This window comes from Streptomyces yamdrokensis, assembly GCF_053890455.1.
In genome coordinates, this window is the sequence record NZ_CM132679.1 from 1,553,752 (window position 1) to 1,573,934 (window position 20,183).

16 protein-coding genes are annotated in these 20,183 nt (G+C 71.6%); 1 reads left to right on the forward strand and 15 read right to left on the reverse strand.

The window, feature by feature from the left end; genetic code table 11:
• Nucleotides 1–3: 3 nt before the first annotated feature.
• The 11 genes from ACWZEH_RS06300 to ACWZEH_RS06350 all read right to left on the reverse strand — a co-directional run bounded on the left by ACWZEH_RS06300 (nt 4) and on the right by ACWZEH_RS06350 (nt 12,777).
• Nucleotides 4–1,026 carry an ADP-ribosylglycohydrolase family protein gene (locus tag ACWZEH_RS06300; protein WP_456196372.1) on the reverse strand — a complete coding sequence of 341 codons (1,023 nt, stop codon included), beginning with the start codon at nt 1,024–1,026 and terminating at the stop codon, nt 4–6.
• On the reverse strand, nt 1,023–1,742 hold the full coding sequence (locus tag ACWZEH_RS06305) for an NUDIX hydrolase (protein ID WP_456196374.1): 720 nt from the start codon (nt 1,740–1,742) through the stop codon (nt 1,023–1,025). The genes ACWZEH_RS06300 and ACWZEH_RS06305 overlap by 4 nt, the downstream gene beginning before the upstream one ends.
• Nucleotides 1,743–1,825: 83 nt before the next feature.
• Complete coding sequence (locus tag ACWZEH_RS06310) at nt 1,826–2,902, reverse strand: pseudouridine synthase (protein ID WP_456196376.1); 1,077 nt, start codon at nt 2,900–2,902, stop codon at nt 1,826–1,828.
• 21 nt (nt 2,903–2,923) lie between these two features.
• Nucleotides 2,924–3,577: an SMC-Scp complex subunit ScpB gene (scpB, locus tag ACWZEH_RS06315; protein ID WP_456196377.1), complete on the reverse strand. Its 654-nt coding sequence runs from the start codon at nt 3,575–3,577 to the stop codon at nt 2,924–2,926.
• Entirely contained in the window at nt 3,574–4,758 is a 1,185-nt protein-coding gene (locus ACWZEH_RS06320) for a segregation and condensation protein A (protein WP_456196379.1), read from the reverse strand. The genes scpB and ACWZEH_RS06320 overlap by 4 nt, the downstream gene beginning before the upstream one ends.
• A gap of 18 nt (nt 4,759–4,776) precedes the next feature.
• Nucleotides 4,777–5,343, reverse strand: a complete 567-nt coding sequence (locus ACWZEH_RS06325; protein WP_456196381.1) for a hypothetical protein — start codon at nt 5,341–5,343, stop codon at nt 4,777–4,779.
• The gene (locus tag ACWZEH_RS06330) at nt 5,328–6,455 is read right to left on the reverse strand and encodes a ParA family protein (protein ID WP_456196383.1); all 1,128 of its coding nucleotides are present in this window, start codon (nt 6,453–6,455) and stop codon (nt 5,328–5,330) included. Before ACWZEH_RS06330 ends, ACWZEH_RS06325 begins: the two co-directional genes overlap by 16 nt.
• A 449-nt stretch (nt 6,456–6,904) precedes the next feature.
• Nucleotides 6,905–8,029: an alanine dehydrogenase gene (ald, locus tag ACWZEH_RS06335; RefSeq protein WP_456196385.1), complete on the reverse strand. Its 1,125-nt coding sequence runs from the start codon at nt 8,027–8,029 to the stop codon at nt 6,905–6,907.
• Nucleotides 8,030–8,164: 135 nt separating this feature from the next.
• Nucleotides 8,165–10,222, reverse strand: a complete 2,058-nt coding sequence (locus tag ACWZEH_RS06340) for a tetratricopeptide repeat protein (protein ID WP_456196387.1) — start codon at nt 10,220–10,222, stop codon at nt 8,165–8,167.
• Nucleotides 10,223–10,394: 172 nt separating this feature from the next.
• Entirely contained in the window at nt 10,395–11,030 is a 636-nt protein-coding gene (locus ACWZEH_RS06345) for an NUDIX domain-containing protein (protein WP_456196389.1), read from the reverse strand.
• A 100-nt stretch (nt 11,031–11,130) separates the two neighbouring features.
• A complete protein-coding gene (locus ACWZEH_RS06350) occupies nt 11,131–12,777 on the reverse strand; it encodes a CTP synthase (RefSeq protein WP_456199469.1) in 1,647 nt (548 codons plus the stop codon).
• A gap of 537 nt (nt 12,778–13,314) precedes the next feature.
• Here ACWZEH_RS06350 and ACWZEH_RS06355 point away from each other — a divergent pair.
• Nucleotides 13,315–15,117, forward strand: coding sequence for a glycoside hydrolase family 15 protein (locus tag ACWZEH_RS06355; protein WP_456199471.1), 1,803 nt, complete (start codon nt 13,315–13,317; stop codon nt 15,115–15,117).
• A gap of 71 nt (nt 15,118–15,188) precedes the next feature.
• Here ACWZEH_RS06355 and ACWZEH_RS06360 read toward each other — a convergent pair whose 3' ends face one another.
• The 4 genes from ACWZEH_RS06360 to ACWZEH_RS06375 all read right to left on the reverse strand — a co-directional run bounded on the left by ACWZEH_RS06360 (nt 15,189) and on the right by ACWZEH_RS06375 (nt 20,180).
• Nucleotides 15,189–16,325, reverse strand: coding sequence for a glycosyltransferase family 4 protein (locus tag ACWZEH_RS06360; RefSeq protein WP_456196391.1), 1,137 nt, complete (start codon nt 16,323–16,325; stop codon nt 15,189–15,191).
• Nucleotides 16,326–16,579: 254 nt separating this feature from the next.
• Entirely contained in the window at nt 16,580–18,298 is a 1,719-nt protein-coding gene (gene recN / locus ACWZEH_RS06365) for a DNA repair protein RecN (RefSeq protein ID WP_456196393.1), read from the reverse strand.
• A gap of 164 nt (nt 18,299–18,462) precedes the next feature.
• A complete protein-coding gene (locus ACWZEH_RS06370) occupies nt 18,463–19,368 on the reverse strand; it encodes an NAD kinase (protein ID WP_456196395.1) in 906 nt (301 codons plus the stop codon).
• Nucleotides 19,365–20,180: a TlyA family RNA methyltransferase gene (locus ACWZEH_RS06375; protein WP_456196396.1), complete on the reverse strand. Its 816-nt coding sequence runs from the start codon at nt 20,178–20,180 to the stop codon at nt 19,365–19,367. Before ACWZEH_RS06375 ends, ACWZEH_RS06370 begins: the two co-directional genes overlap by 4 nt.
• Nucleotides 20,181–20,183 lie beyond the last annotated feature (3 nt).

Genomic DNA, 20,183 nt, shown 5'->3' on the forward strand with positions numbered 1-20,183 from the left:
CCCTCAGACGTCCCAGAGCGTCCCCAGGGACAGCAGCTGGTCCCGGTACTCGATGCGGCCGGCCCAGGCGTCCGGCCAGGCCTCCGCGCCGAGGTGGGCGCCCGCGAAGGCACCCGCGAGGCAGGCGATGGAGTCGGAGTCCCCGGAGGTGCAGGCGGCGCGGCGCAGGGCCGTGAGCGGTTCGTCGACGAAGAGCAGGAAACACAGCAGTCCGGTCGCGAGGGCCTCCTCCGCGATCCAGCCCTCTCCTGTCGCCAGGCACGGATCGGTCTCCGGCGAGACGGTGCGCACGGCGCGCCGGAGGCGTTCCAGGACCTCCAGGCATTCGTCCCAGCCGCGCGCGATGAAGTCCTCGGGGGTGGCGTCCTGGGCGCGGGTCCACAGGTCACCGAGCCACACCGCGTGGTAGCGGGTGCGGTTCTCGTAGGCGTAGGAGCGCAGCAGACCGATCAGCCCGGTCGGTTCGGCACCCTCGGCGAGCAACCGCACCGCGTGGGCGGTGAGGTCGGAGGCGGCGAGCGCGGTCGGGTGCCCGTGGGTGAGCGCGGACTGCAACTGGGCCGCTCCGGCGCGTTGTTCGTCACTGAGGCCGGGGACGAGTCCGATGGGGGCGACACGCATGTTGGCGCCGCAGCCCTTGGAGCCGATCCGGCTGGCGTCCTGCCAGGGGCGGTCCGCTCGCTCCAGGAGTTCGCAGGCCCTGAGGCAGGTGTTGCCCGGGGCCCGGTTGTTCTCCGGCGACCGGTTCCAGGCGATGAACTCCTGCCGTACCGGCCCGGCCAGCCCCTCGGGCGTCAGCGCTCCCCCGTCCATGGCCGTCCGCAGCCCCTTGCCCAGGGCCAGCGTCATCTGCGTGTCGTCGGTGACGATCGCCGGCTTCGGCAGCTCCATCTCCCGCCACGGACCGCACTTGGCGAGGATCGAGGGGACGTCGTTGAACTCGGTCGGGAAACCCAGCGCGTCGCCGAGGGCGAGGCCGGTGAGCGCCCCGGTGGCGGCGCGTTTGGTGACGGTGGTCGTGGTCATGCGGGGCGTCCTTCCCGAGGGGCGCGGAGCAGGGGCGGGTGCAGGGCGGTGGCCGGGCCCGCGCGGTACAGGGCGGCCGGTTTGCCGCGGCCGCCGGTCAGGCGGGCGGCGCCCGGAACGGGCTCGACGAAGCCCGGGGTGGCGAGCACCTTGCGGCGGAAGTTGGGCCGGTCGAGCGTGGTGCCCCACACGGCCTCGTAGACCTGCTGCAACTCGCCGAGGGTGAACTCGGGCGGGCAGAAGGCGGTGGCGAGGCAGGTGTACTCGAGCTTGGCGCCGACGCGGTCGCGGGCGTCGGCCAGAATCCGGTCGTGGTCGAAGGCGAGCGCCCGCGCGGAACCGTACGCCACCCAGCGGGCCTGTGCCGCGTCGCCGCCACCGCGTGCCTCGGGCGCGTCGGGCAGCAGTGCGGTGAAGGCTACCGAGACGACCCGCATCCGCGGATCGCGGCCGGGTTCGCTGTAGGTCCGCAACTGCTCCGGATGCAGTCCGGACACGTCCGCCAGCCCGGTCTCCTCGGCGAGTTCGCGCCGGGCGGCGGTCTCCGCCGACTCGTCCGGCTGCACGAACCCGCCCGGCAGCGCCCAACGGCCCGCGTACGGCTCCTCGCCGCGCTCGACGAGCAGGACGTGCAGCACGCCCTCGCGGAGCGTGAGAACGGCGAGGTCGACGGTGACGGCGAAGGGCTCGTAGGCGTACTTGTCGTAGGCGTCCATGAACCGCACCCCCTTTTATAGTCAGCACGACTATAAAAGGGGGTGCGGTTTCCTCACAAGCCCCGGGCCTCAGCCCCTGCGCCTCAGAGCTCGACTTCCTGCATCAGCATGCCGACCTCGGTGTTCGAAAGCCGCCGCAGCCAGCCCGACTTCTGGTCGCCCAGGGTGATCGGCCCGAAGCCGGTGCGCACCAGCTTGTCGACCGGGAAGCCCGCCTCGGCGAGCATGCGGCGCACGATGTGCTTGCGGCCCTCGTGCAGGGTCACCTCGACGAGGTAGTTCTTGCCGGTCTGCTCCACGATGCGGAAGTGGTCCGCGCGCGCGTAACCGTCCTCCAGCTGGATGCCGTCCTTCAGCCGCTTGCCCAGGTCGCGCGGGACCGGACCGACGATGTGTGCGAGGTAGGTCTTCTTCACCCCGTACCGCGGGTGGGTCAGCCGGTGCGCCAGCTCACCGTGGTTGGTGAGCAGGATGACGCCCTCGGTCTCGGTGTCGAGCCGGCCGACGTGGAACAGCCGGGTCTCACGGTTGGTGACGTAGTCGCCGAGGCACTGCCGCCCCTCGGGGTCCTCCATCGTGGAGACGACACCGGCGGGCTTGTTCAGCGAGAAGAACTGGTAGGACTGGGTGGCGACGGTCAGCCCGTCCACCTTGACCTCGTCCTTCTCGGGGTCGACCCGGCGGCCCTGCTCCAGCACGATCTCGCCGTTGATCTCGACCCGCGCCTGCTCGATCAGCTCCTCGCAGGCTCGCCGGGAACCGTACCCCGCGCGGGCGAGGACCTTCTGCAGCCGCTCGCCCTCCTGCTCGGCGCCCGGGAAGGTCTTCGGGGGCCCGACGTCCTTCTTCTCCGCGTACCGGTCGCGGTTGCGCTCCTCGATCCGCGTCTCGTACTCGCGCGAGCGGCCGGGAGCGGTACGGCCCCCGCCGCCCTTCTGCCCGGACCGGGCGCCCTGGGAGGAGCCGCCGGACGGCTTGGCGCCGGTACGGCCGGACTTCGGGCCCTCCTTGGTCGCCCCGGGCCCCACGTCGTAGCGGCGCTCCTCCGGGCGGGGCTTGCGGGGGCGGCCCTGCCCCTGCTTCTGGTCCCTGTTGCCGCCGGAACCGCGGGGGTTACCGCGTCCACCGCTCTTGCCGCTGCCGCTGCCGCTGCTTCGCATCACATTTCCGTCGTTGTCGTTTCAGGCATGTTCGTCGGATGGACCGTCGTCCGGGTCCGGGGCGTCCGGATCGAACGACGGTACGGCTTCCTGGGTCTCGGCCTCGATCGCCTCCGCCTCGGGGAGGAAGGGCGCGAGCTCCGGGAGCTCGTCCAGACCGCGCAGGCCCATCCGCTCCAGGAAGTGGTTCGTCGTCGTGTACAGGATCGCACCTGTTTCGGGTTCCGTGCCCGCCTCCTCGACGAGACCGCGCTGCAGCAGGGTGCGCATGACCCCGTCGCAGTTCACTCCGCGCACTGCGGAGACCCTGCCGCGGCTGACCGGCTGACGGTAGGCGACCACGGCGAGGGTCTCCAGGGCGGCCTGGGTGAGCCGGGCCTGCTGGCCGTCCAGGACGAAGCCCTCGACGGCCGCGGCGTACTCGGGACGGCTGTAGAAGCGCCAGCCGCCGGCGACGAGCCGCAGCTCGAAACCGCGGCCCTGGACGGTGTACTCGTCGGCCAGCGCGCGGAGCGCGTCCGTGACCTGCCGCTTGGGTCGCTCCAGGATCCTCGCCAGGTGCTCCTCGGTCGCGGGTTCGTCCACGACCATGAGAACCGCCTCCAGCGCGGGCCCGAGGTCGAGGTCCGCGACGGTGCGCGGCCCCGCGGGAACATCGGCTGTGTCCTCACTCACGTCCTGCTCGTCCCTTTCTCCTTCTGAGGCTCGGGCGGGCGGTCGAACTCGTCGGTGACCATGGGTGCGGCGTCCTCCTCACCGCCGGTCCAGCGCACGGTCAGCTCGCCGAGCGCGGTCTCCTGGTCTAGGGCGACGGCCCTCTCCCGGTACAGCTCCAGGAGCGCGAGGAACCGGGCGACGACGGTCAGCGTGTCGTCCGTGTCCTCGGTCAGGGTGCGGAAACTGGCCGCGCCGAGCTCCCTCAGCCGCGCGACCACGATCCCGGCCTGCTCCTGGACGCTGACCAGCGGTGCGTGGATGTGGTCGACGTACACCTGCGGCTCGGGCCTGGGCCGCATCGCCTTGACGGCGAGCTTCGCGAACCCCTCCGCGCCGATGCTGATGACGACCTCGGGCAGCAGCTCGGCGTGCTGCGGCTCGAGTCCCACGGTACGGGGGTAGCGCCGGGCCTCCTCGTCCAGCCGCCGGCTGAGGATCTCCGCGATCCGCTTGTACGCGCGGTACTGGAGCAGGCGGGCGAACAGCAGGTCCCGGGCCTCCAGCAGGGCGAGGTCGGCCTCGTCCTCCACCTCGGCGGCGGGCAGCAGGCGGGCCGCCTTGAGATCGAGCAGCGTGGCCGCGACGACCAGGAACTCGGTCGTCTCGTCCAGGTCCCAGTCCGGTCCCAGTGCCCGGATGTACGCCATGAACTCGTCGGTCACCTTGGACAGCGCTACCTCGGTGACGTCCAGTTTGTGCTTCGAGATCAGCTGGAGCAGCAGGTCGAAAGGCCCTTCGAAGTTCGACAACCGGACCTTGAACCGGCCGTCGTCCTCTTCTTCGGCCTCCTCAACCGCCCCGGGCTCTGCGACCTTGTCGGCCGCCCCGGCGGGGTCCACCACAGGTGCCGTCCCGGGTACCGGGCCGGCGTCGGGACCCGGTAGGTCGTCCCGGTCTGCCGGTGCGGGAGCCGAAGTCCGTGCGGCGGCCGGAGCCCGGACCGCAGCGGGGGGCGGGGCCGCACGCTCGGTACCGGCCGCCGCTTCCCCCTCGGCGGAGGCGGTCTCCTCGGTGTCCGTCTCCGCCCCCACGTCCGCGGGCTGCGGGACAGGCGGCGCCGCGCCCGGTCCCCGCCCCAGCGCGCGACGGCGGCCGGACTGCGGGCCGCGGCCGGTGGCGGGGGTGTCGTTCGAGGTCATGGCCTCCGCAGGCTACCGCTACCGTCCACGCAGGCGTCGCACGAGGATGCTGGCGTCCCCGCGGGCCTCCAGGTCGGCGAGGACCACGGCGACCGCCTCGCGGACGATCCTGCCCCGGTCGACGGCCAGTCCGTGCTCGCCCCGGAGTACCAGACGGGCGTGCTCGAGGTCCATGAGCTCCTCGGCGGACACGTACACCGTGATCTTCTCGTCGTGCCGCTCGCGGCCGCTGGGCCGTCGGGCCGCCGCCCTTCCGCGCTTGCGTGGGGCCGCCTCCGCGGCCGGCCCCTCCGGCGCCCCCTGGCGTCGCCCGGAGCGTTCCGGCGCGGCGCGGCTGCGGGACTCGCCCGTTTCGGCCGGCTCCGCGTCCGTGGCGACGTGCTCGGCGCCCTCTCCGTCACCGCCCTGTGCGGGCACCGACTGCGGAGTGTCCTCCTGGGCCGCGGCCGCGTCGCCCTCCCCCGCGGGAGCGGGGACCCGCGCCTCACCGCCCGCCTGGCGCCTGGGCGTGGACGCCTGGAGCGCCATCCCCCCTGTCGTACGGAAGAGTTCGTCGGCCCCCGGCAGACTCACTCGGCGTGACACCGGGCGAGCACCTCCCTGGCAAGCTGGCGATAGGCGGCGGCACCGACGGAGTTGGACGCGTACGTGGTGATCGGCTCACCGGCGACGGTGGTCTCCGGGAAGCGGACCGTACGCCCGATGACCGTGTGGTAGACGTGATCGTCGAAGGCCTCGACGACCCGCGCGAGCACCTCACGGCTGTGCACCGTGCGCGAGTCGTACATCGTGGCGAGGATCCCGTCGAGCTCCAGCTCGGGGTTGAGCCGCTCCTGGACCTTTTCGATGGTCTCGGTCAGCAGGGCCACACCGCGCAGCGCGAAGAACTCGCACTCCAACGGCACGATCACCTTGTGCGCGGCCGTCAGCGCGTTGACCGTGAGCAGGCCGAGCGAGGGCTGGCAGTCGATCACGATGTAGTCGTAGTCGTCCATGAGCGGCTTCAGCGCGCGCTGCAGGGTCGACTCGCGGGCGACCTCGGAGACCAGCTGGACCTCGGCCGCCGACAGGTCGATGTTGCTGGGCAGCAGGTCCATGTTGGGGACCGCCGTCTTCAGCAGCACCTCGTCGGCCGCCATGCCCCGCTCCATGAGCAGGTTGTAGACGGTGAGATCGAGTTCCATCGGGTTGACGCCGAGTCCGACCGACAGCGCGCCCTGCGGATCGAAGTCGACGAGCAGCACCCGGCGTCCGTACTCCGCGAGCGCGGCACCCAGGTTGATGGTCGACGTGGTCTTGCCGACGCCGCCCTTCTGGTTGCACATCGCGATGATCTTCGCGGGGCCGTGGTCGGTCAGCGGGCCCGGGATGGGGAAGTACGGCAGCGGGCGTCCGGTCGGGCCGACGCGCTCACGGCGCTGGCGGGCCGCGTCGGGCGCGAGGGTGGCCGCGTACTCGGGATCCGGCTCGTACTCGGCGTCGGGATCGTAGAAGTGCCCCTCGGGCAGTTCGTCGTAGTCGGCGAGTTGGCTGTGGGGCGCGCCACTTCCGTCGCCGGCCATGGCGTTCACGTGATGGCCATCCATGCTCTGGTGTGCAGTGGGAGTCGCCTGCTGGATCTGATGGGATGCGAAGGTGCGCACGGCGACGGAGCCGACAGGAGCGAGCCCCGCGGAACCCCGGTCCCGTGCAGTCATTCCTGGGTGACCACCCCCGGGAGTAAATGTCGACTCATTCACAAGTCGTCTTACCTCCTTGGCGACCAGGAAACTTCTAGACAGGTCAGCGTGGCATCATGCCGACGGTTGGCGACTCTATGGCGTGTCGGCGGTCCGCAGCAACACAATCCGCCGGACCCGGCTCGATGTGTCGACAATGAAACATCCCTCTGTCAAGGGCGTACGACCGTCGTACGGCAGGTTTCACCGGTGTGCGAATCGGCGGAAGGGCGACGTTCGAGGCGAGTTGCCCCGGATTCGTGAAGTGACCATACACACATCTCGTCGTGCCCGACGGGCAAGACGGGTCCGGATGCGCGACGTTGACGAACGAAGTTGACGTATCGCCTTTGATGAGCGGTGACTTGGTCGACTTGACGCCCGGAAGGCACTTCCGGGCGTCAGGTCGGCCGGGTGGCGCGGCCGGTTCAGCCGAGCAGCCCGGCGAGTTCGGCGTGGTCCAGGCCGTGCGCTTCGGCGACCTCCTGGTAGACGACCTTGCCGTCATGCGTGTTGAGGCCCTTGGCGAGGGCGGGGTCGCGGCGCAGCGCCTCCGTCCAGCCGCGGTTCGCGAGTTCGACCACGTACGGCAGCGTGGCGTTGGTGAGCGCGTAGGTGGAGGTGTTGGGCACGGCGCCGGGCATGTTGGCGACGCAGTAGAAGACCGATTCGTGGACCGTGAAGATCGGCTCGGCGTGCGTGGTCGGGTGGGAGTCCTCGAAGCAGCCGCCCTGGTCGATCGCGATGTCGACAAGGACACTCCCGCTCTTCATCCGCGAGACGAGGTCGTTGGTGACCAGCTTCGGCGCCTTGGCGCCGGGGATCAGCACCGCGCCGATGACGAGGTCGGCCTCGAGGCAGGCCTTCTCCAGCTCGAAGGCGTTGGAGACGACGGTCTGGATCTTCGTGCCGAAGACCCGGTCCGCCTCCCGGAGCTTGTTGATGTCCTTGTCGAGCAGGGTCACGTGGAAACCCATACCGACGGCGATCTGCGCGGCGCTCCAGCCGGAGACGCCGCCGCCGATGACGACGGCACGGCCGGCCGGCACGCCGGGGACACCACCGGGCAGCACACCGCGGCCGCCGCCGGCCCGCATCAGGTGGTAGGCGCCGACCTGGGCGGACAGCCGGCCCGCGACCTCGGACATGGGAGCGAGCAGCGGCAGCGCGCGGCCGGGCAGCTCGACGGTCTCGTAGGCGATGGCGGTGGTGCCGGAGGCCAGGAGGGCGTCCGTGCACTCCCTGGAGGCGGCCAGGTGCAGATAGGTGAAGAGCGTCTGGTCCTTGCGCAGCCGGTGGTACTCCTCGGCGACGGGCTCCTTGACCTTCAGCAGCAGGTCGGCGGCGGCCCACACCTCGTCGGCGGTGTCCAGTATCTGCCCGCCCGCGGCGATGTACTCGCCGTCCGGGATCGAGGAGCCCAGGCCGGCGCCGCGCTCGACGACGACCTGATGGCCGTGGCGCACCAGCTCGTGCACGCCGGCCGGGGTGATGGCCACTCGGAACTCGTTGTTCTTGACTTCGCGGGGGATGCCGACCTTCACGTCGATCACGGTCCTTGGTTCGGAGGGTATGAGGTATTCCTACGCATACCCGGGCACACGCGTGCACACCGGGAGAGACCGCAGAAGATGGTGCGGCAAGGCCATCTTAATGAAGGTGTTCCCGCTGTACAGCCTTACAAAGCATCAATCTTCTACAGAGGAGCTGCGGATTTCGTAGGTGTCGCCCGAGTGTTTCGAGTTGGTTCCGGGCTCCTGGGCCTCTTCTTCCAGCATCCGCTCCGCCGAGCTCCGGTGCAGCGCGGCCGACTCGGGGTCGCCGAGATGGCCGAAGGTGTCGGCGAGCCGCAGGTGCAGCGCGGCCTGCAGCCGGGTGTCCTCGGCCCGCCGGGCCCACTCCACCGCCTCCCGGCAGGTACGCAGCGAATCCTCGGGGCGGCCGGCGTACTCCTGGACCCGGGCCAGTTCGCTCAACGCCCGCGCCTGGGCGGCCAGATCGCCGTTCTTCCGGTACCCGGCGACCGCCGCCCGCCAGTTGCGCAGCGCCTCGCCGTAGCGGCCGGCATAGGTGTGGGCGGCGGCGATCCGGCCGTACAGGCGGGCGGCGTCCGCGCGCTCGCCCCGGGCGAGCCGCTCGGCCAGGGCCCGGCCGAACCAGTCGGCGGCCCGGTCGAAGTCACCGAGCTCCAGATGGGCGCCTCCCACGGATTCCGTCGCGCGGCCGGTCGCGTAGGGATCGTTCGCCGCTCGGCCGGCGTCCAGCGCGGCCCGGTACCGCGCCAGCGCGTCGGCCGTGCGGCCGGTACGGGCGTCGAGGTCGCCGAGGTTCAACAGGGCCGCGGCCTGTTCACGGGGCAGTCTCCGGCGCTCGGCCACATCGAGGACCAGGTGGTGGATGCCGTAGAGATCGCCGGCGGAGGCCTGGGTGCCGAAGTGGGCCACCATGGCCCGCACCAGCTGGGACATCAGGCGGCGGGCCAGGGTGTCCAGCGTCCCGTCGGCGACCGCGAGGCGGGCCGAGGCCAGCAGGGCGGGCCGGCGGACGCGCAGCCAGTCGGCGGCGTCGCGGGGGCTGGAAAAGCGCAGGGAACGCGGTGTTTCGAGGAGCTTCTCGCGTGCCTGGGGACTGTCGGTCTCGGTGATGGCCCTGCACGACTGGAGCAGCCGCACGGTCCGCTCCAGCATGCGGGCGCGGGCCAGCTGGAGCTCCCCGGGCCGTTCGTGGGTCCCGGCGAGGCGCTTGAGCAGGGGGTACAGGCAGCCGGGCACCTCGTACTGCGGCAGCGAGGTTCCCACGGGGTGCAGCAGGCCCACGGAGACGAAGTCGTCCAGGGTGGTGCGCGCGCTGCTCACCGTGCAGCCGGCGAGCGCGGAGGCGGTGTGCGGGTCGGCCAGGCCGGCCGGGGCGAGGCTCAGCAGACGCAGTATCCGGGCGGCGCCGGCGGGCAGCGCGTCGTGGACCAGCCGGAGGGTGCGGGCGGTCGCGGTGCCCTGGTCCGCCCCGGCGTGCAGGTGCCGGGCGAGGTCGGCGACGGCGGCCTTGGGCCGGGCGGCGAGCCAGCCGCCGGCCAGGACCAGGGCGGCGGGCTCCCCCTGGCACTGCTCGGCCAGGTCCTCCGCGGCCCGCGGGTCGACGGTGATGCGGACCGAGCCGGCGATGCGGGACAGCAGTTCCACGGCGGACTTGGTGTCGAGTCCGCCGAGGGTGCAGGGGCGGACGTCACGGATGCCGGTCAGCGGGCCTTGTGAGATGGCGACCACCAGGCACTCGGGGTTGTCCGGCAGCAGGGCGTCGACCTGCTCGGCGTCGGCCGCGTCGTCCAGCAGGAGCAGCGTCCGGCGGCCGGCCAGGGCGGTCCGCAGCGCCTCGGCGAGATCGTCCTCGGCGGCGCCGGCCGGGGCGGGCGCCTCGAGCGCGTCGAGCAGCTCCCGTGCGGAGCGCTCGACGGGCACGCGCGTGCCGTCGGTCTCGCTGAGCCGGGCGCGCAGCACCCCGTCGGGGTAGCGGTCGGCGACCTGGCGGACGAGTTCCTCACCGAGTGTCGTCCGGCCGGATCCGGGCCGGCCGGCGATGAGCAGCACACGGGCGCGGGGGGCCTTGCGGCCGGAGAGGGTGTCGAGTCCGGCGCGCTCGATGTCGGCCCGGAGTTCCTTCAACTCCCGCGTGCGGCCCAGGAACAGGGCCTCCGTGGCAACGTCCGGGGAGAGCCGCACACCGTCCGTGTCCACCGCCTGATCCGTCACGGGCCACGCTCCCGTCCCACCGCACGCGCAAGCCCGCCGGGACTCCGGATCGGGCGTTTTTCAGAGCCTAGTTCACGCTCTGCTACGTTCCGTGTGGAGCACGGCGGATGCGTCCCTCGATCGGATCAGCCGATGGTCACATCGCCAGAGGTGTCCTGGGGGCCGGGGTGGTTCAGGCGTCGAAGGGGCGGGCAGGCCACGGCGCCTCGGCCGGACGCAGCGTGTCGAGCCCGTCCCGGTCCCGCGCGGCGACGAGCGAAAGTACGCCCACCACCAGGCAGTTGTTGTGCAGTTCACCGGCCAGCACCCCGCGGACCAGGTCCGCGACGGGCACCCGGGCCAGTTCCATGTCCGCCTCTTCGTCCTCGACCTCGAAGCGGTCTCCCGCTGCCTCGGACAGACCCCGGGCCAGGAAGATCCGTACGGCCTCGTCGCAGCCGCCGGCGGTGGTGTAGACGTCGGTCAGCACCCGCCAGTCCTCGGCCTTGACGTGCGCCTCCTCGTACAGCTCCCGCTGGGCGGCGTGCAGCGGGTTCTCGCCGGGGACGTCGAGCAGGCCGGCCGGGATCTCCCACAGCTTGTGGCGCACGGGGTGGCGGTACTGGCGCAGCACCAGGACGCGGTCGGCGTCGTCGAGGGCGAGGACGGCGACGGACCCGGGGTGGACCTGGTAGTCGCGGTGGACCACGGTCCCGTCGGGCATGACCACGTCGTCGGTGCGCACGGAGGTCTTGTTGCCGACGAAGGGCGTCCTGGTCGCCCGGACCTCCCACTCCTCCGGGATGTCCTTGATGGTCGTTCCGGTCATTGCGGTCCTTCCCAGACGTGCAGGTGTACCGGCGTGCGGCGGTGGCCGGGGCGCGCCCCGATTGGGGGTTTCGCGCCCCGGCCACCGTACAACCGGTGTGCTACTTCGAGATCTTCCGCTCGACCGCGGCCTTGACGAGGCCCGCGAACAGCGGGTGCGGACGCGTCGGACGCGAGCGCAGCTCCGGGTGCGCCTGGGTCGCGACCAGGTACGGGTGGACCTCGCGCGGGTACTCGACGTACTCGACGAGCTTGCCGTCCGGGGAGGTGCCGGAGAAGACGATGCCGGCCTTCTTCTCCAGCTCCGCGCGGTAGGCGTTGTTCACCTCGTAGCGGTGCCGGTGACGCTCCTCGACGTACTCCTTGCCGTCGTACACCTCGCGCACGATCGAGCCCTCGGCCAGCTTGGCCGGGTACATGCCGAGCCGCATCGTGCCGCCCATGTCGCCGTCACCGGCGACGATGTCGAGCTGTTCGGCCATGGTGGAGATGACCGGGTGGGAGGTGGCCGGGTCGAACTCGGTGGAGTTGGCGTCGGAGATGTCCGCCAGGTTGCGGGCCGCGTCGATCACGATGCACTGCAGGCCGAGACAGAGACCGAGCAGAGGAATCCGGTTCTCGCGCGCGTAGCGGATCGCGCCGACCTTGCCGAGCACCCCGCGGTCCCCGAAGCCGCCGGGGATGCAGATGGCATCGACGTCACCGAGCTGCGCCTGGGCACCGGCCGCGGTCTTGCAGTCGTCGGAGGTGACCCACTTGATCTTCACCCGGGCCCGGTTGGCGAAGCCGCCCGCGCGCAGCGCCTCGATGACCGAGAGGTAGGCGTCGGGCAGGTCGATGTACTTGCCGACCAGGGCGAGGCTGATCTCGTGGTCGGGGTTGTGGACCCGGTCCAGCAGGTCGTCCCAGGTCGTCCAGTCCACGTCCCGGAAGGGCAGGTCCAGCTTGCGCACGACGTAGGCGTCCAGGCCCTCGGTGTGCACGACCTTCGGGATGTCGTAGATCGAGCGGGCGTCGGGACAGGCGACCACGGCGGCCTCGTCGACGTCGCACATCAGCGAGATCTTCCGCTTGATCGCGGTCGGCACCTCGCGGTCGCAGCGCAGCACGATCGCGTCCGGCTGGATACCGATGTTGCGCAGCGCCGCAACCGAGTGCTGGGTGGGCTTCGTCTTCAGTTCACCCGAGGGGCCGATGTAGGGCAGGAGCGAGATGTGGACGACGAACACGTTGTCGCGGCCGACCTCGTGCCGCACCTGGCGGACGGTCTCCAGGAACGGCAGCGACTCGATGTCGCCGACCGTGCCGCCGACCTCGGTGATCACGACGTCGACCTCGTCCGTCGCCATGCGGCGGATGCGGTGCTTGATCTCGTTGGTGATGTGCGGGATGACCTGCACGGTGTCGCCCAGGTACTCGCCGCGCCGCTCCTTGGCGATCACGGTGGAGTAGACCTGGCCCGTGGTGACGTTGGCGGAGCCGTCCAGGTCGCGGTCGAGGAAGCGCTCGTAGTGCCCGATGTCCAGGTCGGTTTCGGCGCCGTCGTTTGTGACGAAGACCTCACCGTGCTGGAAGGGGTTCATCGTGCCGGGGTCGACGTTGAGGTACGGGTCGAGCTTCTGCATGACGACGCGCAGACCGCGGGCCTTGAGCAGCATGCCGAGGCTGGAGGCCGTCAACCCCTTGCCGAGTGAGGAGGCGACACCCCCGGTGACGAAGATGTGCTTGGTCGTCGTGGATTTTGGCATGGCCAAGAGGGGGCTCCCGTGGTCGCGGTCTGGGGGTGCGGGGCGGCTGCCTGCCGGAAAACTCCGACGACGCCGTCGCTGCGGTTCGGGGGTGCCCTTTTCGGATTTCCCCTCCAAAGAAGGAGCCCACCGGTCCACGGGCTACCAGCGTATCAGCGCCGCGGGACAATGCCGTCCGGGCACGCTCCGCACATGCGCGGGCACACGTCCGTGACCTGTTACATGTCTCTCACCCCTTGCTCACCCGTTCGGCGGGTGCGCGTTGCCCGGAGCGGCACACAGACCGTCTACGTGCGTCGTATCCTGCTCGGACACCCGCTGCCGAGCCCGGCCGGCCGAACGGCACCACCCCAGCCCGTCACACCGGAACAACGCAAGCTCGTCAGTTCGTTGAACAACAATGGGCGCTTTGCATTCGTGGCTGAGTGACTGCTTTGCTTCATCGCTCAACGACGCATTACGTATCTGACCAACCCCTTAACCGCACCAGCGACAACCCCCTTGTGGGGTGACGTGGCCGTTCGACTGGAGTTGCACGTGGCCGGGCGCATCGAAGACTACGCACTCATCGGAGACATGCAGACCGCTGCCCTGGTCTGCCGGGACGGCACAGTCGACTGGCTGTGCCTGCCCCGCTTCGACTCGCACGCCATCTTCGCCGGCCTGTTGGGCACCGAAGATCACGGCTTCTGGCGGATCGGTCCGGCGCACGCCTCCGACGACCCGCCGCCGGCCGCGACCCGGCGCGGCTACCGCGGTGACTCGCTGGTCCTGGAGTCCGAGTGGGACACCGGACGCGGCACGGTCCGGGTGACCGACTTCATGCCCCCGCGCGACGGCGCGCCGCAGCTCATCCGCATCGTGGAGGGCGTCTCGGGCCGCGTGCCGATGCGCTCCGCCCTCCGGATGCGTTTCTCCTACGGCCGGGTGGTGCCGTGGGTGCACAAGCACGAGGGGCGCACGGTCGCCGTCGCGGGCCCGGACTCCGTGTGGTTCGACACATCCGTCGACACGTACGGCAAGTCGCTGACGACCTACTCCGACTTCACGGTGGCACCGGGCGACCGGATCGCGTTCACGGTGTCGTGGCAGCCCTCGCACAAGGAACCGCCGGCGCTGCCGGAGCCGGAGCAGTCGCTGGAGGCGACGGAGGACTTCTGGCGGGAGTGGGTGGAGCACTGTACGTACCACGGCCCCTACCGCGAGGCCGTGGTCCGCTCCCTGATCACGCTGAAGGCCCTCACCTACGCCCCGACCGGCGGCATCGTCGCCGCGCCCACCACCTCCCTGCCGGAGGACATCGGCGGCGTCCGCAACTGGGACTACCGCTACACATGGCTGCGGGACGCGGCGATCACCCTGTCCTCGCTGCTGCGCACCGGCTATCGCGAGGAGGCCCGCGCCTGGCGCGAGTGGCTGCTGCGCGCGGTGGCGGGCGACCCGGAGAACCTGCAGATCATGTACGGCATCGCCGGTGAGCGCGAGCTCGGCGAGGCGGAGCTGGACTGGCTTCCCGGCTACGAGAACTCGGCCCCCGTCCGGGTGGGCAACGGCGCGGCGCACCAGCTCCAGCTGGATGTGTACGGCGAGGTCACCGAGGCCCTGCACCTGGCCCACATGACGGGCCTGGCCCGCAACGACTACGCGTCCCTGCTCCAGCTGAAACTGATCCGCTACCTGGAGAAGCACTGGCAGGAGCCGGACGAGGGCATCTGGGAGGTCCGCGGCCCGCGCCGCCACTTCGTGCACTCCAAGGTGATGGCGTGGGTCGCCGTCGACCGCACCATCAAGCTCATCGAGTCCGGTGACGCGGACGGCCCCCTGGAGCAGTGGAAGGGGCTGCGCGACGACATCCACCGGGACGTGTGCGAGAAGGGCTACGACAAGGAACGCAACACGTTCACGCAGTCGTACGGCTCGAAGGAGCTGGACGCCTCGCTGCTGCTGATCCCGCAGATGGGTTTCCTGCCGCCGGACGACAAGCGGGTGATCGGCACCATCGAGGCGATCCAGCGCGAGCTGTCCACGTCGGACGGCTTCATCCTGCGCTATCCGACGGAGGGCGCGGACGAAGGCGTCGACGGGCTGCCGGGCGACGAGGGCGCGTTCCTCGCCTGCTCGTTCTGGATGGCCGACGACCTGGCGATGATCGGCCGGGTGGACGAGGCCCGCAGGCTGTTCGAGAAGCTGCTCTCGCTGCGCAACGACCTGGGCCTGCTCGCCGAGGAGTGGGACGCGGTCGGGCAGCGCCAGGTCGGTAACTTCCCGCAGGCCTTCAGCCACGTCCCCCTCATCGACACCGCCCTGCGTCTGACGGCCTCGGGGGCGTACGGGGGCTGAGCCTGTCGGGCGCGGGTCCGTGTTCGGGCCCGCGCCGGCGGTTTCGGCTCGTCAGATCCGATCAGGTCGGGTCAGGTCAGCGGTCGTGGCTGCGTCAACTCGTCGTAGACGCTCAGGATCTGGGCCACCGCCTCGTCCTCCGTCGGCCATCCGGCCGCCTGCCGGGCGCCCTTGGACCGGAGTTCGTCCTGACGTCCGGGGTCGCCGAGCAGCCGTACGACGGCGTCGGCGAGGGCACGCGCGTTGCGGTACGGGACGAGTTCGGCGGCGTCGCCGACGAGTTCGGGGATGCCGCCGGTGTCGGCCGCGACGAGTGGCACGCGCGCGTGGAGGGCCTGCTGGGCCAGGACGGAGCGCCCCTCCCACCGGCTCGGCAGCAGAGCGATGTCGGCGGCCTCCAGCAGCTCGGTGACGTCGTCGCGCCGTCCGACGAGCCGGACCGGCAGGTCCTCGTCCGTGATCCGGCGCTGGAGTTCACCGCGCAGCGGCCCCTCCCCCGCGACGGCGACCAGCGGCTGGGGGTCGAGGCGGCGCCATCCGTGCGCGGCGTCGAGCAGCGTGTGGTGGCCGCGGTCGCGTTCGAGGGCACCGACGGCGATCAGCAACGGGCGGCCGATGGCTCCGAGTTCGGCCAGGAGTTTGGGCCGCGACCCGTCCGGTTCCCGCCTCTTCGGGGCGGTCCGCGGCCCCGGGAAGGCGACGGCCGCCAGCCGTGCGTCCCGCGCTCCTCTCCGGCGTGCCCGGTCGACCAGGGCGGAGGTGGTTCCGAGCACCACGGTGGCCGCCCTGACGACCCGCCGCTCCATCAGCCGCAGGACGTGCGCGCGGGCTCCGTCGGCGTGTGGCCGGTCGTGCCAGGTGACGGTCAGCGGGGTGCGCCGCCCTCCGAGGGCGAGCACGGTCCGGAAGGAGGCGTGCAGGCCGTGCGCGTGCACCAGGTCGGCGTCCGCGCACGCCGCCCGCAGCGCGGACACCGAGCCGGGGTCGCTGCTGCGCGGCACGTGCACATGGTCGGCGCCGGTGCCGGTGAAGTCGTAGGTGTGCTCGGCCTCGATGGGGGCGCACACCGTGACCCGCACGCCCCGTGCGACGAGCCCCGCGGCCAGCGAGCGCACGTGGGCGCCGGCCGCGGCGTTCCCGCCGCCCAGCACCTGCACGGTGCGCAGCGGCGACCGGCCGTGCGGTGAGTGGCTGCTCACGGGGGTCACGTGGCCGAGCTCCTGGTTCGGGTGGAGTGGTCCCGAAGAACGTACAGAAGGACCGTGCGGAGAGGGTGGACCGCACGGTCTCCTACGCGTGCTCGGTCAAGCATGCCAGGAAGCAAGGGAATCCCGGCAACGACCGGATCGGCCGCCCGCGGCGGAGTGGACAAAAACGCCACCCGCACGAGTGACACAGTACGTCCTGTCGGCCGACAGCCCTGTGGACGACCGGGCGGCCGCCGACACCCTTGAGCCGCCTTTCAGCCGTCCGCGCGAGCTGTCTCCAGGAGCTCCTCCGCGTGGGCGCGGGCCGTTTCCGAGTCCTCCTGGCCGGCCAGCATCCGCGACAGTTCCCGGATCCGGTCCTCTCCTTCGAGCACCTTCACACCGGACCGGGTGACCGTCCCGTCGCTCGTCTTCGCCACCAGCAACTGCCGGTCCGCGAAGGCGGCCACCTGCGGCAGATGGGTGACGACCACGACCTGGGCGCTCTTCGCCAGTTTGGCGAGCCGCCGCCCGATCTCGACGGCCGCCTTGCCGCCGACACCGGCGTCGACCTCGTCGAACAGGTACGTCGGCACCGGGTCCGTCCCGGCGAACACGACCTCCACGGCCAGCATCACGCGCGACAGTTCACCGCCGGACGCGCCCTTGGCGATGGGCCGGGGCGGTGCCCCGGGGTGCGGGGCGAGCAGCAGTTCGACCTCGTCGGCGCCCGACGGCCCGTGGGCGACCGTGCGCCCGCCGACCTCGACACCGTCCGGGTCCTCGGTCTGCCGGATGTCGAACGACACGCGCGCGTGGGGCATGGCGAGGGACGCCAGCTCCGCGGTGACGGCGGCCGCGAAGCGCTCCGCGGCCTCGGTACGCGCCTGGGAGAGCGTCCGCGCCAGCCCGCCCAGTTCGGAGCGCAGGTGATCGCGTTCGGCGGTGAGTTCCCCGACCCGCTCGTCGTCGCCCTCCAGGTCCGTGAGGCGCGCGGCGCTCTCCTCGGCCCAGGCCAGCACGGCGGCGATGTCCGGGCCGTACTTGCGGATGAGCCCGGTGAGCGCGGCCCGGCGTTCCTCCACCGCCGCCAGCCGCAGCGGATCGGCGTCCAGGTCGTCCGCGTACCCGGCGAGGTCCCCGGCGACGTCGCGCAGCAGGATGCCGACCTCGCCGATCCGGTCGGTGAGCGCGGCCAGCTCCGGATCGTGCGCCCGGACGGCCTCCAGAGCCCGCTGGGCGCCCGCGACGAGCGTTCCCGCGTCGACGCCCTCGAGGTCCTCCGGGTTGCCGGCGAGAGCGGCGTGCGCGACGGACGCGGCGGACGCCAGGGCCTCGGCGTGCCCGAGCCTCTCGGCCTCCTCGGCCAGTTCCACGTCCTCCCCGGCGCGGGGCTCCACGGCGGCGATCTCGTCGAGCCCGAAGCGCAGCAGATCGGCCTCCTGGGCCCGTTCACGCGCGCGGGTGGTGATCTCCTCGAGTTCCGTGGCGACGGCCCTCAGCCGCTTGTAGGCCTCCGTGTACCTGGCGAGCGGTCCGGCGACCGCGTCCCCCGCGTACCGGTCGAGCGCCTGCCGCTGCCGGGACTGCTTCAGCAGCCCCTGCTGGTCGGTCTGCCCGTGCACGGCCACCAGCTCGTCGGCGAGTTCGGCGAGCAGCCCGACGGGCACGCTCCGCCCGCCGAGGTGGGCCCGGGAGCGTCCCTCGGCGGAAACGGTACGGCTGATCAGCAGCGCCCCGTCGTCGAGCTCGGCCCCGGCCTCCCCCGCGCGTGCGGCGGCCGCGGCGCCCTCGGGCACTGCGATCCGCCCCTCGACGACCGCGCTTCTGGCGCCGATCCGCACCAGGGCCGCGTCCGCCCTTCCACCCAGCAACAGCCCGAGGCTGGTGACCACCATGGTCTTGCCCGCGCCCGTCTCACCGGTGACGGCGGTGAAGCCGGGTGACAGCTCGACCACGGCGTCGTCGATGACTCCGAGCGACCGTATCCGCATCTCCTCCAACACGTCCCAGACCTTACGAGGTTTTCCTCGCGCTGTCCGACGCCACCCCCGCCCGTCCGGGAATGCGACAGGTGTGCACCCGTGGGCGGGACCACGTCCAGCGGCCCGTCCCGGTGCCCCGGGACGGGCACGGGCGGGCCGCAGGAGGACGCGCGCTAGTGCGGGGCTCCCCGCCACCCCGAGACCGGCAGCGCGAACTTCGCCACCAGCCGGTCCGTGAACGAGGCGTGATGCAGCCGGGCCAGCCGGACCGGGACGGCACCGCGCCGGACCTCCACCCGCGCGCCGGCCGGCAGTTCCACGGTCCGCCGTCCGTCGCACCACAGCACGCCGGGCGGGACGTGCGGCAGTATCTCCACCGCGAGCACCGAGTCCGGCGAGGTCACCAGCGGCTTGGCGAACAGGGCGTGCGCGCTGATCGGCACCATCAGCAGCGCCTCGACCTCGGGCCACACGACAGGTCCGCCGGCGGAGAACGCGTACGCGGTCGATCCGGTCGGGGTGGCGCACACGATGCCGTCGCAGCCGAACCCGGTCACCGGCCGCCCGTCGATCTCCAGCACGACCTCCAGCATCCGCTCGGCGGACACCTTCTGCACGGCCGCCTCGTTCAGCGCCCAGTCCGTGTGCACGATGGTGCCGTTCTTGTGCACGACGACGTCGACGGTCATCCGTTCCTCGACCTCGTACGCCTTGCTCACCACCCGGTCGACGACCTTGTCGAGGTCGTCCCGCTCTGCCTCGGCGAGGAAGCCGACGCTGCCGAGGTTCACGCCCAGCATCGGCACACCGGAGGCACGGGCGAACTCCGCGCCCCGCAGCAGCGTGCCGTCACCGCCGAGCACGATCAGCAGTTCGCAGTCGTCGAGGCACTCGGGGGTGGCCTCCTTGACGGTCCCCACCTCGTCCGGCAGCGGCAGGTCCCGCGCCTCGGCCTCCAGCACCCGCACCCCCAGTCCGGAGGCCAGCAGTCCTTTGACCACGAGCTCCGCGCTGCGGATGGCCGCGGGGCGGCCGGTGTGGGCGAGCAGGAAAACAGTACGAGCTCGGTTCGGTGTCAACGCGGCCCCTCCGCCACTGCACGGTCGACGTCGGCCGGGTCCAGTTCCAAAGCCCCCGCCCGCAGCCACAGAAAGTATTCGACATTCCCCGAGGGTCCGGGCAGCGGACTCGCGGTCACTCCCTTCGCCCCCAGCCCCAGCTCCCAGGCCTTGGCTGCCACTCCCCGCACGGCCTCGGCGCGCAGCTGCGCGCTGCGTACGACGCCGCCGCTGCCCAGCCGCTCCCTGCCCACCTCGAACTGTGGCTTGACCATCATCACCAGATCGGCGTCCGGCCGCACGCACCGCTTCAGGGCGGGCAGGACCAGCCCGAGCGGGATGAAGGACAGATCTCCCACGACAAGATCCACAGGTTCCCCATCGATTGCTTCAAGCGTCAACTCCCTTACGTTCGTACGGTCTTTGACGGTGACGCGTTCATCGTTGCGGAGAGACCAGGCGAGTTGTCCGTATCCGACGTCCACGGCGACCACGTGGGCGGCCCCGGCCCGGAGCAGGACATCGGTGAAACCCCCGGTCGAGGCACCGGCGTCCAGCGCCCGCCTCCCCTGGACGACCAGCCCTCGCGGCACGAACGCCTCGAACGCGCCGGCGAGCTTGTGGCCGCCGCGCGACACGTAGTCCGGATCGCCGGCGTCCTCGGCGACGAGGATCGCGGCGGCGGTCTCCACCTGGGTGGCGGGCTTGGTCGCGACGGTCCTGCCGACACTGACCCGCCCGGCGGCGATCAGCTGGCCGGCGTGCTCGCGCGACCGGGCGAGCTTCCGGCGGACCAGCTCCGCGTCGAGACGGCGGCGTGCGACTCCTGCCACGTT